At 44.9% G+C, this 14,838-nt stretch carries 12 protein-coding genes and 1 pseudogene; 4 read left to right on the top strand and 9 right to left on the bottom strand.

The window, feature by feature from the left end:
- Nucleotides 1-70: 70 nt before the first annotated feature.
- The 3 genes from K5R16_RS18390 to K5R16_RS18380 form a co-directional block, all read right to left on the bottom strand.
- Nucleotides 71-718, bottom strand: a complete 648-nt coding sequence (locus K5R16_RS18390; protein WP_259649924.1) for a hypothetical protein — start codon at nt 716-718, stop codon at nt 71-73.
- Between the two features lie 68 nt (nt 719-786).
- Nucleotides 787-1,494 carry a HupE/UreJ family protein gene (locus tag K5R16_RS18385; RefSeq protein WP_220739333.1) on the bottom strand — a complete coding sequence of 236 codons (708 nt, stop codon included), beginning with the start codon at nt 1,492-1,494 and terminating at the stop codon, nt 787-789.
- Nucleotides 1,495-1,602: 108 nt separating this feature from the next.
- The gene (locus K5R16_RS18380) at nt 1,603-2,067 is read right to left on the bottom strand and encodes a hypothetical protein (protein ID WP_259649923.1); all 465 of its coding nucleotides are present in this window, start codon (nt 2,065-2,067) and stop codon (nt 1,603-1,605) included.
- A 334-nt stretch (nt 2,068-2,401) separates the two neighbouring features.
- On the opposite strand from K5R16_RS18380, the gene K5R16_RS18375 reads away from it, so the two are divergent.
- Nucleotides 2,402-2,941 carry an outer membrane beta-barrel protein gene (locus K5R16_RS18375; RefSeq protein WP_220739331.1) on the top strand — a complete coding sequence of 180 codons (540 nt, stop codon included), beginning with the start codon at nt 2,402-2,404 and terminating at the stop codon, nt 2,939-2,941.
- Nucleotides 2,942-3,023: 82 nt separating this feature from the next.
- Here K5R16_RS18375 and K5R16_RS18370 read toward each other — a convergent pair whose 3' ends face one another.
- Together K5R16_RS18370 and K5R16_RS18365 are read right to left on the bottom strand one after the other, a co-directional pair.
- Complete coding sequence (locus tag K5R16_RS18370) at nt 3,024-4,673, bottom strand: hypothetical protein (RefSeq protein ID WP_220739329.1); 1,650 nt, start codon at nt 4,671-4,673, stop codon at nt 3,024-3,026.
- A gap of 195 nt (nt 4,674-4,868) precedes the next feature.
- Nucleotides 4,869-6,089: a threonine/serine exporter ThrE family protein gene (locus K5R16_RS18365; protein WP_220739327.1), complete on the bottom strand. Its 1,221-nt coding sequence runs from the start codon at nt 6,087-6,089 to the stop codon at nt 4,869-4,871.
- A 215-nt stretch (nt 6,090-6,304) separates the two neighbouring features.
- Here K5R16_RS18365 and K5R16_RS18360 point away from each other — a divergent pair, with 215 nt between their 5' ends.
- The 3 genes from K5R16_RS18360 (at nt 6,305) to K5R16_RS18350 (ending at nt 9,702) form a co-directional block, all read left to right on the top strand.
- Complete coding sequence (locus tag K5R16_RS18360; protein ID WP_220739325.1) at nt 6,305-6,703, top strand: MAPEG family protein; 399 nt, start codon at nt 6,305-6,307, stop codon at nt 6,701-6,703.
- A gap of 241 nt (nt 6,704-6,944) precedes the next feature.
- Nucleotides 6,945-9,269, top strand: a complete 2,325-nt coding sequence (locus K5R16_RS18355; RefSeq protein WP_220739323.1) for a YgiQ family radical SAM protein — start codon at nt 6,945-6,947, stop codon at nt 9,267-9,269.
- An 85-nt stretch (nt 9,270-9,354) separates the two neighbouring features.
- Nucleotides 9,355-9,702 (top strand): YkvA family protein, encoded by a 348-nt coding sequence (locus K5R16_RS18350; RefSeq protein WP_220739321.1) that lies wholly within the window; start codon nt 9,355-9,357, stop codon nt 9,700-9,702.
- A 23-nt stretch (nt 9,703-9,725) separates the two neighbouring features.
- Here the strand turns inward: K5R16_RS18350 and K5R16_RS18345 are convergent, their stop codons facing one another.
- The 4 genes and pseudogenes from K5R16_RS18345 to K5R16_RS18330 all read right to left on the bottom strand — a co-directional run.
- Nucleotides 9,726-13,280 (bottom strand): hypothetical protein, encoded by a 3,555-nt coding sequence (locus tag K5R16_RS18345; protein WP_220739320.1) that lies wholly within the window; start codon nt 13,278-13,280, stop codon nt 9,726-9,728.
- Nucleotides 13,281-13,574: 294 nt separating this feature from the next.
- Entirely contained in the window at nt 13,575-13,898 is a 324-nt protein-coding gene (locus tag K5R16_RS18340; protein ID WP_220739318.1) for a hypothetical protein, read from the bottom strand.
- Nucleotides 13,899-13,978: 80 nt separating this feature from the next.
- Nucleotides 13,979-14,242: a hypothetical protein gene (locus K5R16_RS18335; RefSeq protein ID WP_220739316.1), complete on the bottom strand. Its 264-nt coding sequence runs from the start codon at nt 14,240-14,242 to the stop codon at nt 13,979-13,981.
- A gap of 312 nt (nt 14,243-14,554) precedes the next feature.
- Nucleotides 14,555-14,838 (bottom strand): annotated as a pseudogene (locus K5R16_RS18330) (methyl-accepting chemotaxis protein); the annotation flags it as partial.

Genomic DNA, 14,838 nt, shown 5'->3' with positions numbered 1-14,838 from the left:
GACTCATAACAACGTAAGCCCGCAACGTACTCAATCGTAGCGGGCTTTTTTGTGCTTAAAAAATGTGTGATTAGCCTTTAATTAGATAAGCACCTTTGGTTGCAAGTGTCACAGTGATTGGCTCGCTGGTTTTGTTTTTCCAGTACCAACCGTGTGCACCGGCAAACGGTGTGGTTAAAGTCCCTTTCATTTGATCCGACGTGGTAATTGCAAAGCTTTCATAAAACCCAGTTTTATCGCCTTGAGGCTCACCGTGAAAATCAAAGTAAAGCTCGCTGCCATCGGTGCGCCAATCATACTCTAAATGCTCACCTGCATTGAGCAGTAGTTTGTACTCCAGCCCTTTACCCGCAGGTATTATAATATCGACACTGTCTTGACGCAGCCCTACGACCTTAGCTCTAATTTCTTTGATTTCGGCAACGGTAGGCGCTGTATTGATGATAATGCTGTCTACAGTTGCCATCACGCTTGGTAGTGACTTATTGCTGGATAAACTGGCTTCTGCAGCAGTGGCTATTTTGGTTAAGCCGAGAGACTTTCCGATACCCGTTGGGTCGATATTGTACTCAGCCGGTAATATCGCGGTCACTAGTACTACCGCCGCAATAACGGTTGCAACAATGCTGGCTTTTAATAGTGTGGCATTAGAGTGAACTGGTATATCAATAGTGTTACTCATTGAGTGTTGTACTTGGTTTTGTGTTTTATTTGTCATTGTATTTCCTAAAATTATTTATCTATGCATCGCTTCTAGCTAAGTTGTGGCAATGAGTTACGTCTGAATTAACTGATGAAATAGCCGCTAAGCTGATAGCCGACGAGCATTAACCCGCCACTCATAAGTAAGGTATTTGCTGCGGTTGAAAACTGCAGAAAGCTTTTATGTCTCCGCCAGAAACTCATCAAGATAAGCACCATACCTAGCGCTAAGAATTGGCCGATTTCGACGCCGACATTAAAGGCGATGATGTTCGCCATCAGCCCCTCTTGTGGTAGCTGAAACTCTTGGATCTTGGTGGCCAAACCAAAGCCGTGGAACAAGCCGAAGATTGCCACTGCGACTTTGCTATTGGGCTGGTAGCCGAAAATACGCTGAAAGCCGCCCAAGTTATCAAACCCTTTGTAGACAATTGAAAAGCCGATAATGGCATCAATAATATAAGGGTTAACTTGGATGTCATTGACGACGCCATATAGCAAGGTAATACTATGGCCTAGGGTGAATAGGCTGACATATAACAACACATCTTTGGTGCGATAAAGGAAGAAAATTACCCCGACTAAAAACAGTAGATGGTCGTAGCCGGTGACCATATGTTTAGCACCGATATAGATAAAGGGCAGAATTGATACCCCTTGGTTTGCGGCTAGAAATTGCTTAGTACTCTCATCCACGCCGTGGGCAAACAGAGAGAAAGAGGCAAATAGCCCTAAAAAAATCACCAATAGCCGAAGAGTCTTCGCCATTGGATTAGCCAGAGATTGGCTCATTATAAATACTCCAATTATTTTTTGATTATGCACAGCTATTTCAGCCTGAATCGCTCAGAGCCTACTGTGCATTAATAGTTTTGCGCTGATTAGCGCAGTAAAAAATAATTAGCTGTGTGGAGGTGGGTTGGGTGGCGCGTATCTATCATTTCTATACAACACGTCAGCATCATTAATGGTGCCAGCTTGGTAAAACTCGCTGTCAAAGCGTGGCTCTACTGGTGGATGCGATGGTGTGTGTGAATGATTGTTGTGGTCATGTTCACCTGTGTCGGTCATTAAAGCTGTTGAGCTCTCGACAAGATCGATAATAGACTCAGTAGCATTAAAAGACGTTGGCTGTGGAGCATCATGAGAGTGGACTGCTTTGAGGACCGAGTCATGACTGTGGTGATGACTGACACTGCTTCCCATTGGGTGTTTACCATTAGGATATTGCACCGAATAGGCTGAGCTCATTACAAAAAACTGGCACAGCAATAGCATTAGCATAATGGCTAATGTCTTTGTTGATTGCTGCTGGGGCGCACTGAGTCGCCTTGCCTGTATTTTTGTTTTATTGATGGCTGTCATCTTCAATTGTCGGTAGCGGCAATGATTAAATCAGATTGATAGCAAAACTACCAGAGCTTCTGTTTCTGAAACCCCATTTTGTCATTAAATATTGTTCAACTTAGTGACTATGTTAGCTGCTAAGTGGTGAAACATTTCGCGATAAAAAGCTTCCGTGCTAAGGCACATTATTGCTGTTTTTAGCTTCACCTAATGATGTTTACTGATGTTCTTTGTCTCATTGCGCGATACAAATTGGCTGGCTACAGGCCCTTTTTCATTGAATAACCAAGGGGTAATCTAGCTTCAACGTCGATAACGACATTAAGCAGATTAGTCATGAGTGAGGTTTGTTATGAAAATTAAAACAATGCTGAGCGGTGTTTTATGTTCAGGTTTACTCGTCAGCAGCGTCAATGCAGCCGAAGTTGAGTTTTTTGTTGGTGCAGCGGCAGGTTATCAAACTGATAGCGTCGATGGCAAAATTAGCCATGATACCGAAGATGTTTCATGGCAGGGACGTGCCGGTGTATTGATTGAAAAACAACATCGGATTACCGGTACTTTCGGTTACATGGAGGATGAATTCTCACAAGCTGGTATCGATTACAAGCAAGAGCAATATAGCTGGTTACTGTCGTATGACTACCTGATGCCAGTACACAAAGATGTTAACCTCTTTGCTGGTGTTTCAGTGGGTGCCAATGACAATAAGATTGCTGGACGTGCCGATACCGATGTGGCTTGGGGGGGGCAAGTGGGTGTGCAATATAAATGGAGTGAGCACCTCTCTTCAGACTTGGGTTACCGCTACCTAGAGCAAGATTATGAACGCCATGGGATCACTATCGACAATAGTCAGCAGGTTTATCTAACGCTGGATTACAAGTTCTAAGGAGCTTGTTTTCTATATTTTGCCGACTGCAATACAGTCGGCAAAATATAAAGCTAAAAGGTTCGTCGTTAGCCGCTCGCAACTAGAACCTGTTTTTTACTAGGAAACGCCACTCCCAATTATTCACTTCTACGCCAGTGGTAAATGGCATACTAAAATCGATATGAGCAACGTTGCCATAACTTGATTTAGAGGAGTAAATCCGCGCGCCAATCCCAACACTGCCTATCACCCCAGATATTTCATTATTGGCATCATTACCGCCTGTAGCTTGACCAACATCAGAAAACACAGCCCATCCTAATTCTGCTAACTGGTACAGATTAATATTGGGGTAGTTACGCACCTCAGCTGTAAACGCCCATTGATTATCACCATATTGATAGTCGTTAGGGTAACCGCGGATCCCGGTATCATCACCAAGGGCAAAAGGTCGGTCGATGTAGTTATTTTGTGAGGCGCTCAACCTTAATTTAGAGTAGGCAGTCCACTTGGGTGTAATGTGATAAAAATACTCGGCGGCGACATTAACTTTAAAGTAGTCTTTTTGGCTGGTGGCAAATACGCCTTCGCCATCCATCTCGAGTAGCAGTAAATGATCTTGGGCTTGAAAGCCTCGGCTCGATTGCCAATTAATATGGTAACCAACGGGGGAGTCATCACCCAGATCTCGGGTTTCGATACCAAGTTTTACGTAGTGTTGCCAGCCGAGATTAAAGTCCTCATTGTAGTTAATCAGGTGGACATTATTGAGCACTTTAAAATCATCTTGCAGGTATTGATAGGCAACCCATGGGTACAGAAAGTCACGATCTTGTGGCAGTTCTGACGTTGGGTACTCTTCGATATTATCGAAATCATGTTTATCTTGGGTCAGCCCGGTAATGATCCGCGAAAGCTCATCACTGTTGTGGTCGAGTAACCAGCCGAAGCGAGCACTGTTATAGGTGATTGCATGCTCAAATTCGTTAAATTCTAAGCCGTTTTGTTTTAAGGTATCGACACGCAGATCATCTAAATATTCCGCGGAATACATCTTGCTACCATCGAGTGTGTAGAAAGGCCTTTCAAAATATAGGTGAGTCGCTTGGCCATCGCTATTGTCGTAAAAATCTGCCGCGATAGTGGCATGTTCAATAAAATTAAGCGGAGCTTTTATGGCGAACTTATAGCCCGTTCTATCGGCATTTGATTGGTATTTAAAGCGTGTGCGGATCCCCAAACCAAGCAAATTATCCTCTTTAATGCCAATGGAGAATTTGCTTTCACCACCACTGCGACCAGCGCTAAAGGTGGGCAGTAAAGACCAGTTATCCCAAGTCTCTACTAGAATATTTTCAGCATCATCTTCGGCGATATCGGCATCTGGTGCAGGTTCGGCAAAATCAATTTCAGCATCTCGAATATAGGGCTCAGCGCGCAAAATACGTTGCGCCTCATCGAGTTCTTTTTGGCTAACATTATCGTTTTCTTTAAAACTAAGCTTATCGCGTATGACATGGTCGCGGGTATTGATATGCAGGTAGTTAGCCCAGCGGTGAATAAAGAAGGTTTCAGGATCTGATAGATCAAAAATATCATTACTCTTAACCACAATGCTTTTGATCTTCTTTTTTTGTTCGTAATCTACGGGCTTAGTATCTTGCTCATTGGTTTTAGTCGCTTCAGCATGAACCGCACTGGAGAGTGCTAAAGTGAGTGCGGTTAACGTGCTACTACTAAATCGAGTCATAGATAGAAAAACACCCAGCTGAACCAAAGGAAGAACAAGTGATTTACAAGTCTATAACACATGGAACTAGAGCGTTAGTCAAGCTTAAGCTGATGATTTTACTTAAGGGGAAGTGAATGTAATCGGCAGAGTGCGAGCGCACTGCAGCGCCCGCATGTATGAATTTGTTACTTCGATATCGCTATTGGACATTCATTACAAAGTACGTCGAGGCGGAACAGCAACATTGGCGAAGATTAGCCCTGCCACAATCGACATAAAGATAAGAAATATCTGTGTGCCAAGATGTGACTGATTAAACATGGTCTCACCTAGAATTAAGGTGTTAAGGCCGATGTAAGTTTTACTACCGGGTACTAAGATCACAATGCCTTGTAGTAGCGCGATAGTGGCAGGGGCTTTCATCCAGCGAGCAAACAGATTTGAGTAAATTCCCACGGCTAACGCGCCGAAGAAAATACCAATCGAGTCACCAAAGTAGATCCCGCCAAGCATGGCTGAGAAAAACGCCACAATCCCCGCTAGCACCCCCCAAGGTGAGTCTTTCATACGGGCTTTAAAGATAATCACTAGCGCCATCGACAGGATCGGTACCGCAGACCAGATAGCCCATTCGGGCAACGAATCAGGTGGAACATAAGTGGTTTCGCCAAACAAAGCTTTACCAATGGTTAAGCCGAGGATTACCCCAAAGTAGAGCTTAAACAACAACATGAAGGCATCCATCACCCTCGCAGTACCGGAGATTAAATCTCTGGCGGCGAGTTCTGCCAAGCCGAGTGTTAAGGCAAGCCCAGGGATAAAGATGATAATGCCTGAGAGGATCACCACCGGAATATTCATACTGGGATCAAACCGTGCGATGCCACTGGCGGCAATGGCGCACAAGATAGCGGCGAGAGGTTCAAGCATCTCTGCCATACGCTTAGAACGTTCGGCGCGATAAACTAAGCCATAAACCATCAGGCCTAAAATCGCGGACCAAAATACATCGTTCCAGCTGGTACCCATCAACATGGCAAACGCACCAGCTGAGCTGCCAAACGCCAATAGAGTAAGGCCTGTACCATAAGGATTCGGCTTGTTGGAGATCTCTTCTAATCTTTCAAGTGCTTCAGCAAGGGTTCGCTTACCGGACATCAGCTCTTCAACGAGTTCATCGGTACGGGCGAGTGAGCCTAAATCGAGTTCACCAGGTTTAACTCTTGCGACGTGGTTATGTTCTTGATCTTCATCATGCTGTAGCACAAAGGTCAGCGCGGTTGGCGAGATCAAAAAATAACCCTCAATACCAAGCAGTTCAGACACAGCTTGCAGATGGGCTTCAAGTCGGTAGGCGGGCGTACCAAATTTATGTAGAGCTTTGCCGAGTCTAATTATAAAACGGCGTTTCTCTAGGAACTCTTGATTATCCAATATCTTATTCGCTAAAAAGTCATATTAGGGTTATTTATCTATATTAAACAGAAGTTTAGTTGATAGCTTTGTATTCAACTAATATGACCGTTTAAGCATCATTATTTTACGAGCGCATCTTAACCTATTTGAGTTTAAAAGGTTGCCATTTATTTACATAATGTTCCTAAATTGTAATGCTATAACATTGAGAGAATTTTCTATAAGGACATGCAATGCCACTCGCTATCTCTGGGCTGTATATCAGCCTGACTGCAATACTCGCTGTAGCACTCACCTACAGAGTGATAAAACTAAGACGTATCCATAAAATTGGTATTGGTAGTGCTGGAAATGAAGCACTGACATTAGCGCAACGCGTACACGGGAATTTACTCGAAAATGCGCCGATAGTGCTGCTGTTACTTATCGTCGCCGAGATGAATGGCACCAGTGCTGCACTGCTGCATATATTCGGCACCGCATGGATAGTCGCACGCTTGATGCATGCCATCGGCTTAACTCAAGGACAGGGCGGTTATCATTTTGGTCGTTTCTGGGGAGTATTAACCACTTGGGCGGTAACCTTGGGGCTAGTTGTAACCAATCTAATCGCATATGTGGCTAACCTATAGCGGTGTTTGCTCGGTAATATCTGAGAGCGAAAATCTCGATAAGATAATCACAATCCCAAGCACAGCAATACCCACAGCCAGTTTATGGTCTTATAGACTATACTAAAAAAAGCATCAATTTGATGCTTTTTTAGTCACACCTATGGTGCGGAGCCTGTTATACTCCGCGTCCCCGTTGTGAGCATCAGTCGGGGCGCTTAATCCGCGTATTTTTTGTTATCTCAGTTAGGCTATTTAATCCATGCAAGTAGAATCCACACTTTTCACTCATCCCAAGTTTCGCTCTGAGCTTACTCGCCCAGCGCCATTTTTGCCTATGTCTCGTAAAGAGATGGACAAGCTAGGCTGGGACAGCTGCGACATTATTATTGTTACTGGCGATGCATATGTGGATCATCCAAGCTTTGGTATGGCGGTAATTGGTCGCATGCTGGAAGCGCAAGGCTTTAGAGTCGGCATTATCTCGCAACCTGATTGGTCTAATAAAAATGACTTTATGAAGTTAGGCAAGCCTAACCTCTATTTCGGTGTGACTGCTGGTAACATGGATTCAATGATCAACCGTTACACTGCTGAACGCCGTATGCGACATGATGATGCCTATACCGCGGGTAACCTAGGTGGCAAGCGCCCAGATCGTGCTGTCACGGTTTACACTCAGCGCTGTAAAGAAGCATTCAAGCAAGTGCCTGTGGTGATTGGTGGTATTGAAGCCAGTCTGCGCCGCATTGCTCATTACGACTACTGGTCAGATAAAGTCCGTCGTAGCGTTATCTTAGATGCTAAAGCTGACATCTTGGTTTACGGTAATGCCGAGCGACCATTGGTGGAAGTGTCTCACCGTCTTGCCAATGGCGAACCGATGAGCCAGTTGCATGATATTCGCGGTACTGCGGTTATCCGTAAAGAGCCGTTGCCTGAGTGGAAGGGGATGGATTCGCGTAAGCTGGATCAGTTGCATAAAATTGATCCTATCCCTAATCCTTATGGCGCCGATGATGTTGGTTGTAAAAACCTATCTGGCCCAACGGATGAGAAGATTTTTGACAATGATGCGCCAAAGGCGATCAGTGTTCAGCCAGCAAGACCTAAGCCGTGGGAGAAAACCTATGTGCTGCTGCCGAGTTTCGAGAAGGTCTCTGAAGATAAATTCTTATATGCCCACGCATCACGTATCTTGCACCAAGAGCAAAATCCAGGCTGTGCACGAGCACTGTTCCAGAAGCATGCTGAACGCGCGATTTGGGTTAACCCGCCAGCTTGGCCGCTAAATACCGACGAGATGGATGGCGTTTTCGACTTAGCCTATAAGCGTGTGCCTCATCCTTCATACGGCAAAGAAAAAATTCCTGCCTACGACATGATTAAGACCTCGATCAATATCATGCGTGGCTGCTTTGGTGGTTGTTCGTTCTGTTCGATTACCGAACATGAAGGACGCATTATTCAAAGCCGTTCACAAGATTCGATCGTGAAAGAGATTAAAGATATCCAAGATAAAGTACCGGGCTTTACAGGGGTGATTTCAGACTTGGGTGGGCCAACAGCAAATATGTACCGCTTAGGCTGCTCTAGTGTAAAAGCAGAAAGTACCTGTCGCCGTTTATCTTGTGTATTCCCAGCGATTTGTGGCCATTTAGATACCGATCATCAAGCCACTATCGATTTATACCGCGCTGCCCGTGATGTACCCGGTATTAAGAAAGTACTTATCGCTTCTGGGGTGCGTTATGACCTCGCCACTGAAGATCCACGTTACGTCAAAGAGTTAGCAACCCATCATGTGGGCGGTTATTTGAAGATTGCTCCAGAGCATACTGAAGAGGGCCCGCTGAATAAGATGATGAAACCGGGCATGGGTAGTTACGATAGGTTTAAAGAACTTTTCGATAAGTACTCAAAAGAGGCGGGTAAGAAACAATATTTGATCCCTTACTTTATCTCGGCGCATCCGGGCACCACCAATGAAGATATGGTGAACCTTGCCCTGTGGTTAAAAGGGGAGAAGTTTAAGCTCGATCAGGTACAAAACTTTTATCCATCACCGATGGCAAATGCGACAACTATTTACCATACCGAGCTGAACTCACTGAAGAATGTGAAGCATAGCAGCGAAGAGGTTTCGGTACCGAAGAAAGGTCGCCAACGTAAGTTGCATAAAGCCTTATTGCGTTACCATGACCCTGCAGGTTGGCCTCTTATTCGTGAAGCATTAATCGAAATGGGTAAAGAAAAGCTGATTGGTAATAGCCCAAGCTGCTTAGTGCCAGCTGAGTCTCGTCAAGAGCGTGAAGCTAACCGCAATAAGAAGAAGCTAAACGTCAAAGATGATGGTAAAGGTAAGAAGGCATTCACTCGCTTCTCAGCTGATCAGTTTGCTGATCGCAAGTCTGAGCAAGGGAAATCAGGCCAAGATAAACCTGGGCAGAAAACGTCGGCTCAAGGTAAAGCTAATCAAAGCAAAGCCAATGGCAATAAGCAGGGACAAGCAGCTAAAGCTGGTACTGGCGGTAAACGGCCAGTTAAAAAGAATGTTTGGGGCACCACACCAAAGCATCAAAGGTAGTGATTCTTGAAGGGCGTAAGCGCTAGCTAAATCATCAAAAATAAGGGAATATCATAGGGTATTCCCTTTTTTATTGGAGTGGATAATGGCTGATAATTCAGATATTCCAAATAACTCAGAGTACAGCGACGATAGCTTTTGGTTGAAGGTAAAACAGTTTGCCAAAAAAGCTGGCCGAGAAGTCATCGATAATGCGCTGTGTTTGTATTACGCGGCGCAGCGACCTGATACACCTAAGTGGGCTAAAACGGTGATATTTGGCGCCTTGGCATATTTCATCGCCCCTATTGATGCAATCCCCGACTTAACCCCAGTTGTGGGTTTTTCTGACGACTTAGGCGCGTTGGCTGCAGCATTGGCGATGGTATCAATGTACGTTGACGATAAAGTAAAAAACCAAGCCGCTGAAAAGTCAGCAGCTTGGTTTGATTAAAACGCTAAAAGCGTTGGTTAGTTTTAGGCTGGCGCAGCTGGAGTGGCTGCAGCAAGACTGTCTCTAACTTGGCGGGACTTCTCACCTTTAAATATGGTTAGCAGTTCGGCGGCGTCGGTTTGCTGCGCTAAGATATCCACTAAGGCGGCGCGATTGCTTATATGCAGATACGATAATAATGGCTTAAGCTCACCGCTGCGCGCAAGCTGGGCGAGGTACTCTCCCATACCGTTGTGGTAGTGCTTAATCGCAAATAACACCAACAATTCACGCTTAACCTCATGAGCAAACAACCAGTCCATTAGTTCTTTATAGGCGATCTCTCGATAGTCATCACTATCTAGACCTAAGCGAGTGGCGAGATCAATTTTTCCTTGGCTCACTTGCCGATCCATATGCGCGTTCACCATTTGCTCGACAATAATCTTGTAGGCTCGGTAGCTATGGTTGGCGAGCAGTAATAACAGTCGCTCACGGCGCGGCTTATCGATGCGCCATAAGAACTGGCCTACGCTATAACAACGATATTCATCGATACTGACAACTGTTTCAGTGGTTAAATAAGCATTAAATATCGGCGCAAAGTCCTCATAACAGGTTTCTCCCTGTAAGTAAGCCCATAGGCTAGTTGCAAGAGTTTGTTTGCGTTCAGCCTGCTCTGGTAGTTGTTGCACAGCGTCAATAACGGTAGCAGCATCGATATCATTATCAACGATAAGCAGTTGCCCGCCGAGATAGAGTTGATCGTAGTTGGCTGCGTCTTTATCGAGTACTAAAATCAATAATTCATCGTCAACTCGCTGGGCGATGGTGGCATTGATCCAACTCATACCCGAGCAATGACGCGACTGACTAATATCGGCATCTGGGTGCAAACGAAATGGCAAACGCAACTTTTTCGGTAGGTCACTGATGTCGGTGGCATGATCGAAATACAGTGTCGATGCGCTAAATTGATGCGCAATAACACTTTCCCATGAGCGGCTATTAAGAGCGATAAAGTCGGCTAAACACTGGCGCAAGTCATGGTCTAACTGAAAAGGAAGCTCAGGGAAGCGCAGCGCTACATCTTGATGAAATTCTAATTTATGACTCTGATAGGTATAATCTAAGCCTCGCAGCAAGGCGTGTGCTTGCGCTCGTTGTCTGGCGGCTATCATGCCACCTTGGGCTGCATTAGCGGGGATGGTTTCTTCCATCAAATCGACAAGTGCAAGGTACTCACTTTCACGGCTTGAGCTATGGATAGATTGCTCTACCTGAAACGCTAACGTGTAGTCTTCGGCAATCCCATGGCGGTTAAGCAGTTCATAGAAGTTAATTTCATCGAGCTGATTGTCGAATCTTAAACGGTATTCATGGTTGCTATAAAGGCGACTAAGATGGCGGATCATCTTAGTTGGCGCCATAGTGATCAACAGTAGCCACAAGCGCTCAGCAATTTGACCTGCAGCAGTGGGCAACTGTTTTAGCCAAAAGCACATAATGGCAACGCGCTGGTAGTCATCATCGTAGTCTTTGAAAAAATGGTAACTAATCTGCTTGTCACTGATTTTAGGAAAATACAGATCAGATTGGCGACATACGTCATCTCGGTGCAGATGCTGATCAAACAGTGCAATTATCTCAGTTTGGCTAAGTTCTGCTTTATCCTGAGTGAAATAGTGCCTGACTTGCTCAAGTTCTGTGGGGGTAAAGCCCTTGTCTTCGAAGTGGCCTTCGCCTTGAATTTCGGCGTGCTCCAGCAATAAGGCAACAGCCCGCTCAAATGCTATACCTAACCCCGTTTGTAGCCCTGCGGTATAGGCATCATCAATGTGGTTAATCGTATCTTGTAGCAATAGGTAGGCTTTGAGCGCATCTGTGCCAAGATTATCTTCAGGCCAGTGGCTAACATCATAGCAAGTACGTTGCTTGAATAGTTTGTCGGCTTGCTGCAGCATGGTCAGTGTGACGGGGTCATCCATATCACTAAAGCCGTCGGTAAGCTGTTCTAACTTACGTTTGTCATGTTTGCTGAGCTCACCTTCTGCTGCCGCGGGCGCAGGATCAAAGCGAGCATAGTAGGCCTCAGTGGTCATTATCGGTTGATAGTCACCTTCACCAGTGAGCATTTCACATAGCTCTGCCGATAAGGTTTTTTGACCCAATATGCGATAGAAGATGTCGACAAAGCGCAGCATGATATGCGCTGATTTCACATGGCTAATACTGTTGTCATCTGGGCTTAGATAAGCTTTACAAATAACCCCTTGTTCAAACTCAACATCAAAATAGCACTCTTCATCTTCGAGTAGATCGTTGGCTGGATAGCTAAGTACTTCGTGTATATTCTCACGCAGATTGTCTAAATTGTCTCTATTCCAGCAAGCCTCGTCCATTGCATCATATAGCGAAGGGGCATGAATCTTACAATGCGCCCAAATATCAAAAGGCTCAATGGTGTCTAAAATCGCAGGGTTTTCATTGAGCACCACATACTTCAGCAGCGCATCGCTATTGTCTAACGTAGCGATGAAATCTGTAAGCATATGGGTGCCACCCAATTCGGCTTGTCGCTCCTCTTTGAGCTTGTCATATTGGCGGTATTTTTCTTGGCGCTGGAAGACACTTTGAGCATAGGCCGATAGCGGGCTATCGAGTTCATTTTCTAGTTGTTGCTGTAGATCCATCGCCTCATTTTCAAGCGTGTCATTAATAAAATGACGCCCAAGTTGGCGGCTTACCTCTTCATCTTCCCAGCTGCAAAACTCGGGAAATAAACTTTGAAAAATTGCCAGTATTGGCTTTTGGCTAGCTAAATCTTCGCTTTCGTTCTCAACCAGCATCGGCTGCGCTGCAAAACGTTGCTTAAGCAATTCAATAAAGCGCGGATATTGCTGCGGGTTCTGCTGCAAAAACTCGCCCAGCGGCAAATATTCTGCGGTGGTGCTTTCCCAGTGGCTGCCATAAAAGGCGAAACGAAAGGCGCTATTATCACACCAAACAAATGCTTTCATCATGGCGTCGCACCAACCGTGATGGCGCAGCAGAGTGAGCAGCATGTGCTCATAACCAGTGGCATGCTCATCATCCCAGTAGGGGATAAAAAACTGCGCCAGATAAATCGCATCTTCAGCATCTTGCATCGCCATCATAAACAGGGCTTCAGCGCCAAAAACCCGCATATCATCGACCCACATTTCGCTGGTGTCATTTTCATAGCGAGCATAATTAACCATCGCTTGCGCCGTGCGACGAAGCTGTGGTTTTAGGGCGTCATGTTCAAGGGCAGTCGCAAATAACAGCGCCTCTGAAATATACAGGCTGCTCTTTTCCGTCACTATGTTTTGTAGGTTGTAGCCGCCATCTGGGGTGAGGTTCAATGCTTGCAGTGCGAGCTCTGCTTGTGCGGTATCTGCAAGCTGAAGGTGCTGACGTTGGCCGCTACTGATATCCATAAATGCGATATCAAATTGACTATTTTTGAATGCCTGACGCGCAGCGAGCTTTGTTTGATAAGTCACTAAGGCCTGCTCGATACTCGCGACATCAGTGCGATTGAATTCGATTATTTGAGATTTTGGGAATGAGTCCATTTTAACGTCCTGTTAAATGAAAAGTCTGAATTATGAAAGAGCGCTGAACGAATATTTATGGCTGCGATGCTACTAGAATAATTCATAAATAACAAATAGTTAGTTGTTAATGGTTTGTTGCTTTTATCTGTGGTGAGTGCTTGCTGAAAGGCTAGGTAGTTCGGTGGTCAGGCAAAGTTTTTTAGCGCCCAAGGCGCTTTAAACGGCACTGAAGTGTGCGACACATTTATCGGGGCTTAGCAATGAGCATTACTTTGCCCCAAATTTTATAGTGTGTGCCAAGGAGGGGGCGAATTAGTCACACCAGCCACATTTATATTGGCCGGCAACGATGTGATTAGTTAACTTTTTGCACTTTGCGCAAGGACCTTCTGGAACTTGTTGCTCGATTTCTTGTTGTTCTAGCTCTTCTTGACCGAGTGAATAGCCGTTCCACTGGTGATTTGGGTCAGGCAGAAATGTGGCTCCACTGCCAACGCCGTCACCATGAGGCTCACGGGTTGCGACTAACCAACCTCCAGGCACCTTGGTTCTAAATGTATATGCTGGTCCGCCATTATTATCGAGTCGTTCCCAAGCCAGTGTTGGCCTTGTTTCTTTTTTTCTTTTAAAAAACATCGCTCAATTCCAATTTTTTGTTCGAATTTACAGGAGGTAAGCTCTTATCACATTAGCTCAAAATATAGCTCCTAATGAGCTTACTTTTTTACCGCCATCGATGCGATTACTAGCTGCATGGATTGTTCTTTACTAAATCCTTCGGCTATGAAAGCGTTGTATAAATTCCTTGCGTATTTTGCAGAAGATTTTATTAATTTAGGATCGTTTATGACTTTCATTGATGTTTGAAGTTGCATAGACAAGTTCTTCGCCATATTGTCATATTGATTTTGGTCATTCGCATTAGCAGTACTTGAAAATAAGGTTATGGTTAATAAAATTACGGAAGACTTTTTATACACCTGACTCTCCTTGTAAAGTTTAAATGGGTATATATGCATTGCTACTTTATCAGGTTAGATCTTGTATTGCTGATTAGTTTGTTGAATTTACTATCTTTTCTGTCTTCACTCAATAGTTAAATATGTGCGGTTTATATACAGTTTTTAGGGGGCTGTAATCCAGTGCTGATACGGCTGTGATCGTCCATGACAGGGACGCCATGGTCGAGTTTACAAGGATGTATTTATAGTGTGTCACGGCTGTGTCTGCGCATGAGATGGCTCTATCACTTCCATGTGACTAGGATATCCAAAGCTAATCAGTCTTAGTGGCTACTTAAGCTTAAATTGACTCACTATCAGCTCTAGCTGATGGTTAGCTGTCGCGAGATTGACAGTTTCATTGCTGGTGGTCTCGCCATTGATGGCCAGTTCGCTGGCCATTTCGCTAATGGCTGACATGTTGCGGGTAATTTCGCTTGATACCGAGCTTTGCTCCTCTGCGGCGGTGGCGATTTGGGTATTCAGATCATTGATTTGATTAACCGAGTCACCAATAGCATCAAGATCTGAGGCGACAACCTCAGTGGTTTCAGCCGTTTTGACACAGGTGTTTT

Origin of the sequence: Shewanella sp. c952, assembly GCF_019654975.1 — a bacterium.
Lineage (GTDB): Bacteria > Pseudomonadota > Gammaproteobacteria > Enterobacterales > Shewanellaceae > Shewanella.
This window is presented reverse-complemented; position numbering and strand designations above follow the sequence as displayed.